This window comes from Lactobacillus sp. CBA3605 (assembly GCF_002970915.1).
Classification (GTDB): domain Bacteria; phylum Bacillota; class Bacilli; order Lactobacillales; family Lactobacillaceae; genus Lactiplantibacillus.
This window is the reverse complement of sequence record NZ_CP027190.1, coordinates 2,058,085-2,076,486: the sequence shown is the minus strand read 5'-3', so window position 1 is coordinate 2,076,486 and position 18,402 is coordinate 2,058,085. Positions and strand designations below refer to the sequence as shown.

The window sequence follows — 18,402 nt, the reverse complement described above, 5'->3', positions numbered from 1 at the left end:
ACTTTTTAAAAATGAGTGCTAATATTAATGACACAAGATAAAAAACGGAGGAAAGAGGAGTACGTTAATTCAACCTGCCAGTGAATCAGGGCTTAGTGGAAACCTGATCAGACCTTGAATTAGCCGAAAAACACTTTCTTAGTTGCTAACTGAAATAACTTAGTTAAAGTAGGATTAGTCGTTGGCCGGTACGTTATCATCGGTGGCGTATGTTAGTACGCTATTTAAAGCTGGTTTATTGTGAAGATAAACAACTTGGGTGGTACCGCGAAAAAAGTCTTTCGTCCCTTGATTTAGTCAAGAGACGGGAGACTTTTTTCGTCTTGTTAATTTAAAAACCCAAAGGAGTGCCACATTATGCATTTAATTATTCCAAAATCATATGATCCTAAGTTATCCGTTAAAGAAACCCAGACCGCCATTCGTTACATTCGTGAAACTTTCCAAGATGAATTCGGTAAAGAACTCAACTTATCACGTTTGTCAGCGCCAATGTTTGTTGAAAAATCAACCGGGCTAAACGATAACCTAAACGGCGTTGAAACCCCAGTTTCCTTTACAATGCAAGACTTACCTGATCAAACGATTGAAATCGTGCATTCATTAGCCAAATGGAAACGGATGGCCTTGCATCGCTATAACTTTGCATTACACACTGGCCTCTACACTAACATGAATGCCATTCGTAAAGATGAAGATTTAGACAACCTTCATTCGGCTTACGTCGACCAATGGGATTGGGAAAAAGTCATCACCAAAGATGAACGTAACTTAGATACCCTGAAACAAACTGTTAAAACCATTTTCAAAGTCATTAAGCATATGGAACACGAAGTTTGGTACAAATTCCCACAAGCGGTGCACCATTTACCAGATGAAATTCACTTCATGACCACCCAAGAATTGGAAGACCTCTATCCAGATATGACTCCGAAAGAACGTGAAAACGCCATCTGTAAAAAACTCGGGGCTGTCTTCTTAATGCAAATTGGCGGTGAACTTCATAGCGGCAAACGCCATGATGGTCGCGCCCCTGACTACGATGATTGGCAGTTAAACGGCGACATTTTGTTCTGGTACGAACCACTACAAATTGCCCTTGAAGTTTCTAGCATGGGTATTCGGGTCGATGCCGAATCAATGTCCCGTCAACTTAAGTTAGCGGATGCCGAAGATCGTCTCAAGTTCCCCTATCATCAAATGATTTTACATGATGAACTTCCCTTCACCATCGGCGGTGGTATTGGACAATCACGCCTTTGCATGTTGTTATTAGGCAAAGCGCATGTTGGTGAAGTGCAAGCTGCTTTATGGCCACAAACCATGATTGACCAATGCGAAGCTAACGGGATTCACTTACTTTAAGCCTTGTTTAAACGACACTTGAAATAACGTTTTAGAATTTTAAATAAGCGGCAGTTACGAAACTGATTACTGGTTTCATAACTGCCGCTTATTTTGTATGATGCTTGGCGTCCATGGAAAATACTGAGTAAAACACAACTTATGAGATCACGCTTAAAAGCTACTGAAATCACCCTCACATGCGTGGAGAATAACATTCTTTAGTATCATCAATATTCACAATTCTTTCTGCAAAGGTTAACTTACAATATGGTGGTTGATGAACCTGTATTTCAATGTTCTCACGTTCACTGTAACTCTGAGCATGCGCATGCGGCACAACCGGGTACTTCTTAGCATTGCCGTGGTAGTATAATCAATATCTATTCATGGTCTTCCAGTGCTACCGTAGTAGCGACGTTCAACCAATTTACCATCTTTAAGCTGAGCAAGAACATCTAAATAACTTTGATATAAAGGTTCATCGAGGGAGTACGTTCAACACTACCAACTTGCTTCACAGCAAATTTACAAAACTTAACCTTAAGCTCTTCTAACCGCGTTATACGCTCCTTAGCAGACATGACAGATAAGTAACGATTAACCTGATTCTTTGCTTCTTTGTCGCTAATGTTATCAGCCAGTGCCCATAATGAAACCAACTCAGTCGGACTTGACCGTTGTAGAATCTCACACTCACATGCGTGGGGAATGCATCTAATCCGCCTACTTTATACATACTTGTAAAGGATCACCCCCACATGCGTGGGGAATACTCAATGATATTTTATAGAAAAATGTTTATATTAGGATCACCCCCACATGCGTGGGGAATACTTGCCGCCCCGATTATGAAGAGACTCCATTTAAGGATCACCCCCACATGCGTGGGGAATACAGCCATCAAAACACCCCCGTTACATAGGCGTCAGGATCACCCCCACATGCGTGGGGAATACCTGAGCTTCGTAGTCCAAAAAATAAAGTGCTAAGGATCACCCCCACATGCGTGGGGAATACTGTCATGCCATATAACTCCCGCAAGATTAGGAGGGATCACCCCCACATGCGTGGGGAATACGTTCCGATGAAGGATATGACTAAGGTCCGAAAAGGATCACCCCCACATGCGTGGGGAATACCGTCAAGCGATATAACTATTTTCATAAAGCATAGGATCACCCCCACATGCGTGGGGAATACACTTGTGCCGTGTCACAGCTTTATCCGGAAATGGGATCACCCCCACATGCGTGGGGAATACTTTTGTTTGTCATTTTTATGTCCTCCTAATTTAGGATCACCCCCACATGCGTGGGGAATACAATTAATCTTCGTGTAAAGCCTAGTCAGTCAAGGGATCACCCCCACATGCGTGGGGAATACGTATCCATCGGTAATGGTTTCAAACTTTCCACGGGATCACCCCCACATGCGTGGGGAATACTACTAAAGTCGGCACTGATGGTGCTTGGTCTGGGGATCACCCCCACATGCGTGGGGAATACAAAACCAAAATGCAGCAGATTTTTGGAATAAGGGGATCACCCCCACATGCGTGGGGAATACGTCATCTATACTTAACTCAGTTACCTGCCAATAGGATCACCCCCACATGCGTGGGGAATACCTCCATAAACCACTTAAAAATGTTGAAACACCAGGATCACCCCCACATGCGTGGGGAATACTAACATCCTTGCTACCAATCAGCCGACACCGGAGGATCACCCCCACATGCGTGGGGAATACTCTCCATCCGGGAATATCCGACTTACCGTCGTAGGATCACCCCCACATGCGTGGGGAATACTAAAAGTAAATATTCCATATTATAAGCAAGCTAGGATCACCCCCACATGCGTGGGGAATACAAGACTTGTCGGGCGTTGCTATTGACGAACTAAGGATCACCCCCACATGCGTGGGGAATACGAAAAATAAACGTTTTTCTGATAGTCCTAGCCGGGATCACCCCCACATGCGTGGGGAATACTCGAATGATGAATTTTAGAGCATGTTAAAAATAGGATCACCCCCACATGCGTGGGGAATACGGATTACTCATGAACGTGATTGATGATGACTTAGGATCACCCCCACATGCGTGGGGAATACGCACTTTTTTTAGGTTTTATAGGCTCGGCAATAGGATCACCCCCACATGCGTGGGGAATACTTTGGAGTGGGAATAATGTTAAAAAAATATGAGGGATCACCCCCACATGCGTGGGGAATACAATCAAGTATGAGCAAACCGAGAGTAACAGACAGGATCACCCCCACATGCGTGGGGAATACTTTTGGCGTGCGTCCCGACTTTTATACGTGTTAGGATCACCCCCACATGCGTGGGGAATACTACTCAACGAGTGCGGGCAGTTCATGAGGGTAAGGATCACCCCCACATGCGTGGGGAATACTCATTAAGGTTATTTTTATGACTATTCAAGCTGGGATCACCCCCACATGCGTGGGGAATACGCTTTCGCTGTGATATAACATGCGATGATGATAGGATCACCCCCACATGCGTGGGGAATACGGTGAACTTGAAATTCATTATGGCGACTGGATTGGGATCACCCCCACATGCGTGGGGAATACATTGAAATCATGGATGACCAAGAGTTTCCGTTAGGATCACCCCCACATGCGTGGGGAATACACTAAAGAATCCTTGATATAACAGCATTCTAAATTTCAAAAAACACCGAATTACATTAACTTGGTTTTTAAACTGCCCTATATTTTAAAGCATACAACAGCAATGACCCATTAACAATCACGATTTTATTCTTTACATCGTTAACTACACTTCTGATACTGACTAAAGCAGTTGTTCAATTGGCAGTAATTGTTCATCAAAATAAGCTTTTCCGGCCATAATCAATGTTGGCACACTTGTAATACCATTATCCAAAATTTCTCGATCAATTTGCTGCTGCACTGCCATTGCTTCAGGATACGGTTGTACCTGAAAAGTTGTCTGTAAATAGGCAGGTACCGCCGTAGTCGTCAGCGCTCGTAACGCTGCTTGCTGCTGAAAGACCGCCTGGATAAAGGCCAACGCCGCCGTCGGGTGTTGATAATCAACATACCCATTAGCAACATTTCCATTCATCAATGCCGGCTTAACTTTACTCCAGAATTTCAAATGCAAGACTAACTGGCCCTGATCAACGGCTTCAAACAACGCTGCTTGATTCAGTAACCACCAGTTCTGCGTATCGACACAGCCCAAATTTAAGATTGTTGTTAACTGCTTTGGAGCCTGTCGATTACCGTAAGTTAATGTAGTTGCTTGGTCATAATTGAATTTATATTTAGTCACTCGCTTTGCCCCTCTCGCAAAAAATCGTCACCACAACTTAATGCAGTGACGACTAACTACTCATTTACTATTTAATCACCTTAGCAACTGCCGCATTCACAGCTACTTGTTCCGCTTCAATTAATGCGACGCGGGTGGTAATCACTTTAATATCCATATTTATTTCCCGGGTTAAGCCTGGCGTTGGTAACTTCGGTTCGAAGAACGCTTTAAACTCAGCTAATCGTGGCGCGGTCTTAAAGATTCCAGCAATGACAGTGATGTAAGTGGTAAATTCCATATCACCACCAACCGTCGCTTCTAGCCACGACCAATCCTGACGAATCCAATCCCAAGCCGCTTGTTCACCAGCATCATTTGCTAAGACGCCGCGGAACCAAGCACGTAAATCTTGTGGTTTAATCGTATCAGCATCTTCAAAGGCTGTGATTAGCTTTGCAATCAAGCTTGCATCCGTCGTGGCAGTTAGTGCTGCACAGATATCTGCTTTAAAGCTGGCGTCTGAGGTTTGCCGATAAGTTGCCAATAATTGATTGAACAACGCTAAACTACCAAATTTTTTGACTTCATTGCGTAAGACTAAGACCCGCACCGCTGCCGGCAACGTTTCAAGCTTATCTTGGTTCGCTTCGAATAATTCATGCGCAGCTAAAATGGTGCCCGCATTTTCAGCGTACAACGAAGCATTTAAAACAACGGGTCGTGTCAATTGATCATCATCAGATTCTTGGGCTACTGCTTGCCAACCTAAACGATCAACTTGTTTTTCACTCAATTGATCAAACAAGTGTTGCAATTGTTGTTCTTCAGTTGAGGCTGGCTTGACGAATTTCTTCAAATCATTAGCAACACGGTATAAAGCCACGTTAACCAAAGTTGAGGTGCTGTTCGCAAACTGTGCCAATAACGGTACCATTGACGCATACGAAATCTGGCGTCCCTCGGCTAATAAACGTAGGTCCTGTAACACTTGTAATTGTGAAATTGCATCCCAATTATTAGCTTGCTTTAAAATATCCGTTAATAACGTTTGATCATATTTCACGATAAAGTGTGAGTTATTCCCAACATTTAAGCGGAATGGTTGTCCATTTTCAGCACGTAATTTAGCATAGTCACCCAATACTAAGTGATTGGCATCCATAATTTGTGGCGCTGCGGCGTAATTACTGTTCAATGGAATCTGCCATTGCCGATTAGCATCTTGACCATCACCAATAAAGAATTGGGCTTGTGATAAGGTTAATTGCCCCTCAACCACCGCAGCTGTCACAACTGGATAACCAGGCTGTTCGAGCCACGAGGTCATAATCGACCCGACATCAATGCCAGACGCCTGACCAAGTGCTGCCCATAAATCAGCACCAGTGGCATTACCATACTGATGCGCTTCAAAATACTGTTTCAAGCCAGCACGTAAGGCGTCATCACCTACTAGGGCCCGGGCCATTACTAACATCCGAGCACCTTTAGCATACACAATTGCTGCGTCAAATAAGGAATCAATTTCTGCCGGATTTTCAACTTGAACGTGTACCGATTGCACCCCGTCCGTAGCATCTCGTTGTAACGCAGCTGGTGCATCAGAGGCCTGGAAAGTTTCCCAAATATGCCAATCCGGTTCAATCGCATCAATGGCAACATATTCCATCATGTTGGCGAAGCTTTCATTTAACCAGAGATCATCCCACCACTTCATGGTGACCAAATCACCGAACCATTGATGCGCCAATTCATGCGCAATCACGGTGGCAACACGTTGCTTCATATCCAGCGCCGTGTTATCGGGATCAAGTAAGAGATAAGCCTCCCGATAAGTCACTAGGCCCCAGTTTTCCATGGCACCAGCTGAAAAGTCTGGCAAGGCTAATTGCCATGAGTGTGGGAGTGGATATGGTTTTTGATAAAAATCTTCATAAAATTCAATTGATCGTTTCGCAATATCTAAAGCAAAGTCGAGTTCATTTGCTTTATGCGCTTTAGTCCCGAAAACGCCCACTTTAACCCCACTCTTAGTAGTCGTCAGCTTACGTTGTAAGTCACCAAAGGCAAACGCCACTAAGTAAGTAGACATCCGTAACGTGGTGTCAAAATAGTGCACGCCATCGACCACTTTAACTTCTGGCATGTTACTAATAGTCGTTTCACCCGGTTGTTCGTCGTATTTGATAGCCAAATCAAACGTCGCTTTGGCTTCAGGTTCGTCAATACAAGGGAACGCTTGCCGCGCTGAATTTGTTTCAAATTGCGTCCCAATAATCTGTTGTTTTTGGCCATTAAGTTCGTAATACGATGGATAAATGCCCATCATGGTATCCGTTAAAGGTGCTGTATAATCGATTGTTAGCGTGGTTTGCCCAGCTTTTTCCAAATCAACCCGAATTGCATCAGCTTTAGCGTCAATTGCAAATGGCACTGCTTGACCATCCGCTTGAACCGTATTAACGGTTAAATCTTTTTGATGAATGGCGATTGCTTTCGTCTTGGCTTCACCAGTAATGACCGTCTGACCAGTGATTTGTTTCGTTTCACGATTAATATCTAAATAAATATCATAATGTTCTGGTTGAAACATTTGATAAAAATGCGTTAATTCTTTCATGAAATTCTCCTTGATTTGTTAGAATAATTCAATTATACGACAATTAACTGCCCGGTGCGCTGAAAGTGGTTCTTAGTCGCTAATTTTTTAGCGACTTGCGGTTTCATCCCCAAATTGTAAGCCACGTAATTGGGCCGCAATCGCTTTATCACGATAGGCATTATTATCAAACCACATATCTGCACCACTCGCCATCATCATCACGGGAATTTGACGACCGTCGTAGTATTGATAACGAACATAGTCAAACTCGCCATCTCCCGCCGTCTGGGTCGCGCCTAATACATTTATAAATTTCGGTGTGACAGTATCAAAGTAGTTCAATTTGGCTTCACTAATTCTAGTATTTTCGACCGTTTCAACACGCTTGGTGTAAGCTTCATAATAATACCAAGTTCCTTGATAATTGCTAGGCCAACGTTGGGGCTTCGCCTGAACTGCAGCACTAACGTCTGCATTTAGTGTTGCACTATCTTGAACCGTCGGCCGACTACCAGTCACAATTTCAGTGAATCCCGCTTGCAATGCGCTATTTTGCGTATCCTTTAGATAGAGATCGTCACCATTAGTCGTCTGCGTCATGAAGACCACTGGCCGTTGATGATGTAAACAAAAGAAGTAAGTCGTGGGCCATTCAGCTGTCGCTTTGCCACCAGTGGCAACCGCTACTACTTGAAATTCTGCGCCGTTTTCACCGTTTTTCGACCACGTTAAATTGATGGCCCGCTGTCCCCACTTTACCCGATCTTTCAGCTGACCAGTCGTAATCGTTGTCGGAAAAACAAATCCTAAATGGTCCGGGTGATCACCGTCATACGTGCCCGTATAACTTTGGCCCATCTCAACTTCCCACTGATGCATAAACTTCGCTAGCCGTTGCGTTTTAGTTTGATTCCATAATGTATTGGCTTCCATTTCGCTCGATGAACTAGCAACAACTGCGCTACTACTCTTTTTTGATGCGACTTTCTTACTTGTCGGCCGACTGTTAGTGGCAGCTGTACTTTGACTGGAACTCACCTTGGGCACTGCTTGGTTTGGTCTAGCTGCACAACCACTCAACAGACTAACTACAACTAGCATTAACACCTTTATTTTTTTCATTACATTTGCGGCCTTAATAACACTGGCAGCATCCCCCTAAACATTAATTTAATTATTTGCTTCACTAATTTCTAACCATTAAAAAAGTGATGTATCCTTTGACAGATGCATCACTTTCTAATAATTACTATATTAAAACTCAATGAAAAAATTTATTCCCATTCAATTGTCGAAGGTGGCTTACTCGTCACATCATACACGATTCGGTTCACGTGATCGACTTCATTGACGATACGCACCGAAATCTTCTGTAAGATATCCCAAGGAATGCGGGCAAAGTCCGCAGTCATTCCATCAATCGAGGTTACCGCCCGAATACCGACTGTATAGTCGTAGGTCCGACCATCACCCATGACACCGACGCTCTTAATTCCTGGTAACACAGTAAAATATTGCCAGATTTCTCGATCTAAGCCGGCTTTCTTGATTTCATCACGGAGGATGTAATCACTATCACGTACGATTTCAAGCTTAGCTTCAGTAATTTCACCAATCACCCGAATCCCTAAACCAGGACCTGGGAATGGTTGACGCCAAACTAATGCAGAAGGCATCCCTAGCTTTTCGCCCAATTCACGTGCTTCGTCTTTAAACAAAGTCCGTAAAGGTTCGATCAACTTAAATTGCATGTCGTCTGGTAGGCCGCCGACGTTATGATGAGACTTAATCGTTTGCGCCGTTGATGTGCCACTTTCAATGACATCCGTGTACAACGTCCCTTGCGCTAAGAATTCCATCCCGTTCAACTTCGTGGCTTCTTCATCAAAGACTTGGATAAATTCATTACCAATAATCTTACGTTTCTTTTCAGGATCACTAACACCCGCTAGCTTGCTCATGAAACGGTCTTTGGCATCCACTTTGATGATGTTTAAGCCAAATTTACCTTCCAAACTCGCCATGACTTGGTCAGCTTCACCTTTACGTAATAAGCCATGATCCACGAAAATACTCGTTAACTGGGTCCCAATGGCTTTATGCAATAAGACACCCACGACACTGGAGTCCACGCCACCAGATAAACCAAGTAAAACTTTCTTATCGCCAACTTGGGCGCGAATCTTGTCAATCTGCATATCGATGAAATCGTCCATTGACCAGTTCGCCGTTGCTTCACAAACGTCAAACGTAAAGTGACGCAAAATATCGTTCCCATAGTCCGTATTCCGAACTTCCGCATGGAATTGAATGCCATACATCTTCTGGTCAACATTTTGAATCGCTGCAATTGGACAATTCTTCGAAGTGGCAACTACCTCAAATCCATCTGGCGCTTGCGTCACTAAGTCACCATGGCTCATCCAGACAGATTGTTCAGTTGGCGTAGCTTTAAATAAAGTTGCGTTATCACTAGTGACGGTGATATTAGCTTTCCCATATTCACGGTTGTTAGCTGATTCGACTTTCCCACCAGCCAGTGAGTAAGTCATCAGTTGCATCCCATAACAAATCCCTAAAATTGGAATGCCCAACTTAAAGATTTCAGGATCAACCCGAAAGGCGCCATCATCGTAAACACTATTGGGGCCACCGGAAAAGACAATCCCCTTCGGGTGGCGGGCTTTGATTTCGTCGGCAGTAATTGTATTCGGTAATAGTTCCGAATAAACGCCGAAATCACGAATGCGCCGGGTAATCAATTGATTATATTGACTCCCAAAATCCAACACTAAAATTGAGTCGAATGACGCGGTGTCCGTTTTTGCCAAGTTGTTCACTCCTTTGGATTAATTGTTGTTCAATAGCTCTATCATACTGATTTCTAAACGTTCGGTCAATAACTATGAGAAATTTCTTAATCAGTTTAATACTTCCGAAAGTAGATCGTATCAATCCGATGCTGAGCGACCTTGTGTAAAATCAAATCCGCACGATTCCGAGTTGGGAGGATATAATCATTCAAGTTTTTCAAATCCACATCCCGCCAGACACGTTTCGCCATGGCCATTGCGTCTGCATGACTACCAATCGCCCACGGATAAAAATAATTTTTAGGATCTTGAAAAGCGGTTTTCATTAAGGCTTCAAACCGATCTAAGTACCAGGTCTCCACTAAATCGGCATCCGCATCCACGTACACCGAAAAATCAGTGAAATCACTAATATAAATATGCTGATTAGTCGGCAACTGTAACACATTGATTCCTTCGACAATCAAAATATCAGGGTGCGTTATCACATGGTAGCGGTTCGGCACAATATCATAAGTCTGATGCGAATATACCGGCGATTTCGCCAATGGTTGCCCACTTTTGACGTCATTTAAAAACTGAATCAGCCGTGGCATATCATAGCTCTCCGGAAACCCTTTGCGTTCCATTAACTGTTTTTGTTTCAACTCAGCATTCGGATATAAAAAACCATCCGTCGTAATCAATTGCGTCCGTCGATCCGGATATAAATATTTAAATAGAATTTCTAATAACCGTGCGGTGGTCGTCTTCCCCACTGCCACGCTCCCAGAAACCCCAATAATGAACGGTGATTGTTTATTTTGCCGGCGCAAAAAGACGGACTCCGTCTCACGCCACGATAAATAATGCTCGAACTTGGCCTGCAATAAATGGGCCACCGGTAAGTAAATCTCTTGTACGTCTTGCAAACTAATTTGATCATTAAACGCTTTAATTTCGTGTAAATTTTCCGCTGTGAGGGGCACATGACCATCCCGATAAAATTGTTGCCATTGCGCCCGTGAAAAGCGGTAATAATTCAATTGTTCTTCCATCATCTGTCGGCCACCATTACTAAATTAATGGGTTGATTATAGCATAAATACCATTCAAAAATCAGTCGAAGCTGACGTTAACTCTCAACGAACCAATGGTTGCGCAATAAAGGCCTTAACAGTCAGGGCAATGGTGCAGTGACCTGGTTATTTAGCAGCAAAGTAGCCGCTGAACTCCCAGAAAACCAGTCCGTTCCCAAGCGCCGACAAGCGTTAACCGTAAATTAAATCACTCGAAACAAAAAATCGGCACAGTGTCCGTTAAATGGTCACCATGTCGATCTATTAAGACGCACGACTTTATTTGGCGTCGATAATACTCGTTTTAAAAAATGTCAGCTATTTTTCCAATTTAATCGCCGCCATCGTGTAAAGTTGCGCATCCACACGTGCTAACAGTGGTGAAAGCTCACCAATCGCGACAATCGTCAATTCGTGCATCGCCCGCGAACAAATTGTATACAGTAATTGTCGTTCATCTTCACGTTGATAATTTGCAGCATTCACATTCCACACAATGACCGCATCAAATTCCAAGCCCTTAGCTAAGAATGATGGCACCACAATGACGCCTGGCGCCAGCCGTTGATTTTCGGTGCGAATTAACGTCACATGCTCGCCGCGCGCCTTTAAGGCCGTGGTGAGTTGTTCACATTCCGCCAGCGTTTTCCCAATAATAGCCGTTGTATCCCGATCGGACTCGTTAGCAGCCAATTGTTGGACAACTTGATTAACCGCTTGCTCAAAGTTTTCAGTAACCGCTAGATTAGGTAAGTCACCTTGGCGATCAAAGGCTGTGACAGCTTCCCCATTCACTAAGATTTCTTTCGTGAAATCAGTGATTTGTTGCGTCGACCGATACGACTTCGTTAATTGAACGACTCGTGTTTTTTCTGGATCGAACAACGTTTCCAACTCGCCAATCAAGGTATGACTATTTTCCTTAGTAAAGATGGCCTGATTCAAATCACCGAGCATGGTAAACCGGGCCTGTGGAAAACTAAATTGCAAGAACGCCAACTGAAACGCATTGTAATCTTGAATTTCATCTAAAAAGACAAACCGAATATCCCGTTGCCCTTTTTTCCCGGTCATTAAATCATGCAAGTACATATACGCCGAAACAGTCGTCAACGAGATATGCCGTTCCTTGACCTCAGCCAGCTTACGAACCACTGCAGCTTCCCATTCGGCTGGGGTGATGTCATATTGGGCCAAATCTAAAATTTCAGGAACTTGCCGCAAAAAATGGGCATATTGCATGTTAATGCTTAAAAATCGGTTACGAACGATTTGCGTACGCGCTTGTCCTAGCCGTTGCATGACAATCTTACGAGCTAAAAAGTTAAACTCTTCATCACCGTTCTTAAATTCTCGTGGTTGATTGCCATATAATTCATTTTGTTCTTCACGCGACAAATCTTGAACCGTTTCTTCAACCCATTTGGTCCGCATTTCAGATTGAACTTTTCGATTCAAAATCTTAATTAGCGCTTCCTTAGTCGCCGATAATCGATTCCCTAAATGATAGTTTTCATTAAATGAATAATAAATTTCTTTGATTTTGGCCCGTGGAATAATCACGTCATCATTCAATGTGATATTCCGGAACCGCATATCGGCACGTTCCAAATGACGCCCATAGGTAGTCACCGCATTAAAGAAAGCTAAGCTACCTTCTAATTTAGTGATTTTAGCCATCGTCGCCGTATTTTCAGTTTCGAACCGTTGTTGCAATGTTTCGACTTTCATCTGTGGTAATCGATACGAGGCATACTGATAATACGTCATCTGAACCATATTTTGTTCACCCAATTCTGGCAATACCTGATTAATATAATCATTAAATAATTGATTTGGTGAAAACAAAATAACTTGGCCCGCATTCAACTTGCCACGATACCGATAAAGCAAGTAGGCTACCCGTTGAAGCACGGATGAAGTTTTCCCGGAACCGGCCGCCCCTTGCACGAAGAGTAAGTCGGAACTCGTATCACGAATAATTGTATTTTGTTCTTTTTGAATCGTCGTGACGATGCTCTTCATCTTAACGTCGGACTTTTCATCCAACACTTCAAGGAGCATCGAATCCCCCACAGCTTCTTCCGTATCATAAACGGTGACAATCTGACCGTCAGCCACCATTAACTGGCGTTTTAATTGCACGTCAACTTGCTGTAACCCATCTGGTGTTTGGTAAGTAACCTGCCCTAAACCACCATCGTAATAAATACTAGAAATCGGCGCCCGCCAATCATAAATCAAAAAATGATCCGGCGTATCGGAAAAAGAGCTCAAGCCAATGTAGATAGTTTCGGTGGCTGGTTCACCCGCTTCATGAAAATCCAAGCGCGCAAAATACGCATTTTTTTCTAACTTTTTCAGCGTGGACAACTGTTTAGTCGCATGTTGCCAACTATTTTGGCGTTCGTCCAACATTTGTTGTTGTTGCCGGACGGACAACCCGGTTTCCATCATGCCTTCATAACTATCGGTCTTAATATTGACATCATTATAAAAGTTTTGTTTAATATCAGCCTGATCGTGTTCGGACCGTTCAATGGTATGACTTTGTTGGTCCTCGGCGACCCGAATCTTTGCCACAACGTGATCCAGATGCTGTTGTTCTGAAGCTTTAATTGACTTTGCCATCAGAGTCCTCCATTCCTAAATATCGATGAATAAGTTTAGCACTATCCCGGCCATGACTCAATCAATAACCCACCAGTTGCCTGAATTTCCACAATTAATGTGGTTAAAGTATAAACATTCTATTATCGAAGTTATGATTCAGTTAAGTTAGCCAAACTGTTAGCGCTTACACTAGCATTTCACCTTTGAAGCGACTAGAATAGATATAACTTTATTGGAGATGATGCCTTTGACCAATCTAATCGAGATTTTAACCCATTTAGAACAATTCATCGGGCCCCTATTAGTCACGTTGGGCAACTGGAGCTATATTACGCTATTTGCGGTCATCTTCCTAGAAACTGGGATGGTGGTCTTTCCATTTTTACCCGGCGAATCGTTAATCTTTTTGGCCAGTACGATGGCTGCGACCCACACCACTTTAAACATTCAAATTTTAGTGCCAGTCTTTTTCTTTGCAGCGGTAATCGGTGATACAGTTAATTTTGAAATCGGTCATCACCTCATTCAATGGCCATGGCTACAACGCCATTTACCAGCTGAAAAACAACGACTGGCTCAAACGTTCTTTGCGAAGTACGGCTCCCGCGCCGTTATGTTAGGCCGGTTCGTTCCCTTAATTCGCACGTTTGTTCCACTAATGGCTGGTTCGGCTAAAATGCCTAAAAAAGCGTTCGCCCTTTGGAATCTAGTCGGCGTTGGCCTGTGGGTAACCGTTGGCTGTTCACTAGGTTATTTCTTTGGCTCCATCAGCTTTGTGCAGGCACACCTGTCGCTATTTTTCTTAGGAATTCTCGCTTGTGCTTTAATTCCAGCGATTGGGATCACCTTATTCAGAGCCTTGCGGCGACGGCGCGCCACCGTCTAACTTAATTAAAATAAACCTTAACTTTCAGAACGCATTTCAACCTATTTGATGATTGATGCCAGACAGTTGTTGTAAGAAGTTGTCAATTCTTGCAGCAACTTTTTTTATTCTCCACCCAACCTCAGCATTGAATTTTTACAGCGTGAATCAAGCTACACCCTAGGTAAATCCTTTCAAAATATTTATAAAAAGTGTATCCTTTCATAGGATTATAATATTTTGGAGATGTGGCACGCATGCAAACGAGGCAATTCGTCGCTTACCAACCTAGTTGGCAAACTGCGGCGACCAACTTTCAGCAACAATTAAAACAATCGCTATCGCCCTGGCTAAAAGCCAGCAGTCACGTTGGCAGTACCGCAATTCCAAGCATTCCGGCACAACCAATTATTGATATTGCGCTTCTGGTAACCGACATGACCGCCGCTACTAAAGCTTTAACCGCGACACCAGTGCCTAATCAACCCCAGACTTATCAGCTGACCGTTCAAGGACAGGCCTTCCAATTGATTTTTTTCACTGACGTCACGCAATATCAGTGCTTGATTAATTTTCGGGATTATTTGAACGCCCATCGTACCGATAGTCGTAAATATACTGCGGTACGCACTAAAGCTGCGGTGACACCGGACTATTATGCTGCAAAAACCACCTTTGTCACTAGTATTAATGGCAAAGCTAGCGAGTGGTTGCTGACAAAAGCGACGCATGAACATCACGATCGCACCGTGCGGGCGGAACTCGTTAATATGTGTTTAATCATGAATCCAATCACTCATGAAGTCGTTGTTGAAAATAAAATTGATTCACAATGGCCCGGGTTAACTTTACCAGGTGGACATGTTGACCCCGGCGAAAGCCAAGTTGCTGCCATGCAGCGTGAGGTTCGTGAAGAGACAGGCCTGACGGTATCACACCTAAAACTCGTGGGAACCGTTACTTGGGTTGAAAATGCCGCTGGTGATGTGTCTTTAGGCACGTTGTATACGACTACCGATTACACCGGCAACCTCCTCGCTGGTTCCTATGAGGGCGCCATCAGTTGGCAACCATTGACCACTCTGGCAACCGCCAAGTTAGCGCCTGGCATCGCCCAATTATTAAAAGTTTTTACCGACCCCAACTTAAATGAAGCTTTCTGGGGTTTCGAAGATAATCAGCTTAAAGTTTATTAATGAATTGAGGAATTAATATGGATCAAGTATCATTAGTCATTATTTTATTTGCCGCATTACTCATTCCATTGGTGATGGCAAAATTCAAAATCAATAGCTTGCCAACCGCCGTTATGGAAATTATTGTTGGCATCATTCTCGGTCCCAGCCTGTTCAATCTGGTCTCAATGAATACGTCGATTTCCCAGTTATCTACGATTGGCGTCATTGTCTTATTATTCTTAAGCGGTCTCGAAATTGACTTCAGTTTGTTTAAGAAACGCCGCGCCGCACTAACACCATTGGAACAAAAACAGGCCGGTAGTTTACCAAAGTATTCTCCAGTCCGACTATCGGTCTATGCCTATAGCACGGTCTTGATTTTGTCATTATTGTTAGCAGCCACTTTCAAAGTCACTGGCTTGTTCAGCGATTTTTGGCTAGCGACAATTTTATTTGCCACGATTTCTTTAGGAATTGTCATTGCAGCCCTCAAAGAAAAGGAACTGCTCAGTAAAGCCTTCGGTCAAACAATCCTCCTAATTTCCGTCTTTGGAGAATTGATTCCGATGATGGGACTGACCTTGTACGCCTCTATTTTTGGGAGTAATTCTCAAAGTTTATGGCTCTTATTATTAATTTTAGCGGTCGCCGCTGTCTTACTTTTGCGTTTTAAACCTTTTTTCCATTTTTACCAAAACATCAATAAATCAACCACTCAATTGGATATCCGGCTGGCCTTTTTCTTAATCGTCACCATGGTCACCGTTGCGGAATCCGTGGGTGCTGAAAACATTTTAGGCGCTTTTGTCGCCGGGATTGTCCTTAAATTACTGCAACCGAATGAAAGCACCCGCGAACGACTCGACTCGATTGGTTACGGCTTTTTCATTCCAATTTTCTTTATTTCCACGGGTGTCGACTTAAATTTGCGTACTTTATTAACGAGCGGTAAGACATTGCTACTTATTCCGCTGTTTTTCTTCGCCTATATGATTGCGAAGCTCGGCGGCTATTGGGTCTTAAAACTACGCTTCAAGCAAGCTAATGCTTTGGCCGGAACCGCACTAACTGCCACGACCATGACAATGGTCTTAGCCATTTTACGCGTTGCCAAGTCGATGAAGACGATTACGACCGACCAATCCGGTGCCTTCTTATTGGCCGCCCTATTAACCTGTGTCGTCTCCCCGTTGATTTTTAATAAATTTTATTCCGCTGAAAAAGAAGATTTGGTCAAGACATCGGTCCATTTTATCGGTGCCAATCTCAGTACCGTACCGGTCGCCCAACAATTGCGTAAAGGCTGGTACGATGTGCAGATGTTTACCAATCATCCGCAAAATTACAAGACCTATCATGCCCAAGCTCCCGTTCAACTACTTGAGAACTTTACCGCCGAAGAACTTGAGGCGCAAGGCGTCTTTGATACCGATATTTTAGTGCTCGGTCATATTGATGCCGAACGTAACTATAAGTTGGCGAAAGCAGCTAACACGTATGGCGTTCGACGGATTATCGTTCGGTTTGAGGACCGCAACGTGTTGAATGAACATGAAGACGAACTACGCGACTTAGGGATTGAAGTTTATAACACACCGGAAGCTAACATTACGTTACTCCGGTCACTAATCGAATCACCATCAACCTTGTTGATGTTACGTGATACTGAAAATAGTATTTACGAAGTCCGCGTTGCCAACCGCTTATACACTAATGTTCAGATTAAGAATCTCCAGTTTGCTAAAGATATTACCATTAGTCAGGTGATCCGCAATCGCCGCGTCATCGTCCCCAATGGTAGCACCACGATTCAGTATGGGGATCGGTTAATCTTCACGGGAAGTAAGCAAGCGGCGCCACTCATCCGACAAGCTTTAGCGACCGCCAACTAATATGCTAGAATGAACTAACGGGGCTGTTAGCCCGAAAAATGAGGATTGAGGAGTTTAGACATGTCAACTTTTTCTGTTTATATGATTCGTCACGGTCAAACTTACTTTAATAAATATCGCCGCATGCAAGGCTGGTGTGATTCACCACTAACAGCCGTTGGTGAAGCCGATGCTAAAAAAGCCGGCCAATTATTAGCTGGTATTCATTTTGATGCGGCTTACGCCAGTGACATGTCACGTGCCATGACAACCGCCAATTTAATTTTGCCTAATAGCGGTAATGCGGCGCTTTCAGTGACCCCGATGCCCGCTTTTCGCGAAGCCTTCTACGGTTACTTTGAAGGTGACGATACCTCGCAGACCTGGTACATGATTGGTGCGCCCCATCAAGCACCGACCCTATCTGCAATTATTGAAAAGTATGGCATTGAAAAAGCCAAGGACTTCGCTAAAGCGGCTGATCCTTTCCACCAAGCTGAAGATAACGCCGAATTTTGGACCCGCGTTAACGGTGGCATTGCCCAACTACGGGCCACCCAGCATGACGGCGATCAGGTGTTATTAGTTAGCCACGGCAATACCATCTTCAGCATGGCCGCTAAGTATGGACACCTAACGTCACCAGACCGCCCACAAAATGGTAGTGTCACAAAGTTCACCATTAGCGACGATGCGATTCACGTTGATTACTTTGGAAAAAAGGACCAGCTCAACTAACTAA

11 protein-coding genes, 1 CRISPR repeat array and 1 other annotated feature are annotated in these 18,402 nt (G+C 43.7%); of the genes, 5 read left to right on the top strand and 6 right to left on the bottom strand.

Translation table 11 applies throughout. The features are described 5' to 3' along the window. The first annotated feature begins 38 nt into the window (after positions 1-38). Positions 39-292, top strand: a binding site (T-box leader). Between the two features lie 65 nt (positions 293-357). Further along, the gene (asnA, locus tag C5Z25_RS09955) at positions 358-1,365 is read left to right on the top strand and encodes an aspartate--ammonia ligase (RefSeq protein WP_105452472.1); all 1,008 of its coding nucleotides are present in this window, start codon (positions 358-360) and stop codon (positions 1,363-1,365) included. Positions 1,366-2,092: 727 nt separating this feature from the next. After that, a CRISPR array of direct repeats spans positions 2,093-4,012; the repeat unit is 28 nt; unit sequence GGATCACCCCCACATGCGTGGGGAATAC. 162 nt (positions 4,013-4,174) lie between these two features. Here asnA and C5Z25_RS09950 read toward each other — a convergent pair. The 6 genes from C5Z25_RS09950 to helD all read right to left on the bottom strand — a co-directional run bounded on the left by C5Z25_RS09950 (position 4,175) and on the right by helD (position 13,764). Continuing rightward, entirely contained in the window at positions 4,175-4,678 is a 504-nt protein-coding gene (locus tag C5Z25_RS09950) for a thioredoxin domain-containing protein (protein WP_105452471.1), read from the bottom strand. Positions 4,679-4,745: 67 nt separating this feature from the next. After that, positions 4,746-7,280: a M1 family metallopeptidase gene (locus C5Z25_RS09945; protein ID WP_105452470.1), complete on the bottom strand. Its 2,535-nt coding sequence runs from the start codon at positions 7,278-7,280 to the stop codon at positions 4,746-4,748. Positions 7,281-7,367: 87 nt separating this feature from the next. Beyond that, positions 7,368-8,384 (bottom strand): DUF4767 domain-containing protein, encoded by a 1,017-nt coding sequence (locus C5Z25_RS09940; protein ID WP_105452469.1) that lies wholly within the window; start codon positions 8,382-8,384, stop codon positions 7,368-7,370. 152 nt (positions 8,385-8,536) lie between these two features. Next, positions 8,537-10,093 (bottom strand): glutamine-hydrolyzing GMP synthase, encoded by a 1,557-nt coding sequence (guaA, locus tag C5Z25_RS09935; protein WP_105450031.1) that lies wholly within the window; start codon positions 10,091-10,093, stop codon positions 8,537-8,539. Between the two features lie 95 nt (positions 10,094-10,188). Continuing rightward, the gene (gene coaA, locus C5Z25_RS09930) at positions 10,189-11,112 is read right to left on the bottom strand and encodes a type I pantothenate kinase (protein ID WP_105452881.1); all 924 of its coding nucleotides are present in this window, start codon (positions 11,110-11,112) and stop codon (positions 10,189-10,191) included. 339 nt (positions 11,113-11,451) lie between these two features. Next, complete coding sequence (helD, locus tag C5Z25_RS09925) at positions 11,452-13,764, bottom strand: RNA polymerase recycling motor HelD (RefSeq protein WP_105452468.1); 2,313 nt, start codon at positions 13,762-13,764, stop codon at positions 11,452-11,454. 223 nt (positions 13,765-13,987) lie between these two features. Between helD and C5Z25_RS09920 the strand changes: the two genes are divergently transcribed. From C5Z25_RS09920 to C5Z25_RS09905, 4 genes are all read left to right on the top strand, one after another. Further along, positions 13,988-14,632: a VTT domain-containing protein gene (locus tag C5Z25_RS09920; protein ID WP_234002804.1), complete on the top strand. Its 645-nt coding sequence runs from the start codon at positions 13,988-13,990 to the stop codon at positions 14,630-14,632. Positions 14,633-14,868: 236 nt separating this feature from the next. Then, entirely contained in the window at positions 14,869-15,807 is a 939-nt protein-coding gene (locus C5Z25_RS09915) for a GrpB family protein (RefSeq protein WP_105452466.1), read from the top strand. A gap of 17 nt (positions 15,808-15,824) precedes the next feature. Continuing rightward, positions 15,825-17,681, top strand: coding sequence for a cation:proton antiporter family protein (locus tag C5Z25_RS09910; RefSeq protein ID WP_105452465.1), 1,857 nt, complete (start codon positions 15,825-15,827; stop codon positions 17,679-17,681). A 60-nt stretch (positions 17,682-17,741) separates the two neighbouring features. Further along, a complete protein-coding gene (locus C5Z25_RS09905; RefSeq protein WP_105452464.1) occupies positions 17,742-18,398 on the top strand; it encodes a histidine phosphatase family protein in 657 nt (218 codons plus the stop codon). The last annotated feature ends 4 nt before the right edge of the window (positions 18,399-18,402 follow it).

Excerpts from the sequence above, each read along its gene's own strand:
- asnA (WP_105452472.1), top strand. The coding sequence starts at position 358 with ATGCATTTAATTATTCCAAAATCATATGATCCTAAGTTATCCGTTAAA.
- C5Z25_RS09945 (WP_105452470.1), bottom strand. The coding sequence starts at position 7,280 with ATGAAAGAATTAACGCATTTTTATCAAATGTTTCAACCAGAACATTAT.
- C5Z25_RS09940 (WP_105452469.1), bottom strand. The coding sequence starts at position 8,384 with ATGAAAAAAATAAAGGTGTTAATGCTAGTTGTAGTTAGTCTGTTGAGT.
- coaA (WP_105452881.1), bottom strand. The coding sequence starts at position 11,112 with ATGGAAGAACAATTGAATTATTACCGCTTTTCACGGGCGCAATGGCAA.
- helD (WP_105452468.1), bottom strand. The coding sequence starts at position 13,764 with ATGGCAAAGTCAATTAAAGCTTCAGAACAACAGCATCTGGATCACGTT.
- C5Z25_RS09920 (WP_234002804.1), top strand. The coding sequence starts at position 13,988 with ATGCCTTTGACCAATCTAATCGAGATTTTAACCCATTTAGAACAATTC.
- C5Z25_RS09915 (WP_105452466.1), top strand. The coding sequence starts at position 14,869 with ATGCAAACGAGGCAATTCGTCGCTTACCAACCTAGTTGGCAAACTGCG.
- C5Z25_RS09910 (WP_105452465.1), top strand. The coding sequence starts at position 15,825 with ATGGATCAAGTATCATTAGTCATTATTTTATTTGCCGCATTACTCATT.
- C5Z25_RS09905 (WP_105452464.1), top strand. The coding sequence starts at position 17,742 with ATGTCAACTTTTTCTGTTTATATGATTCGTCACGGTCAAACTTACTTT.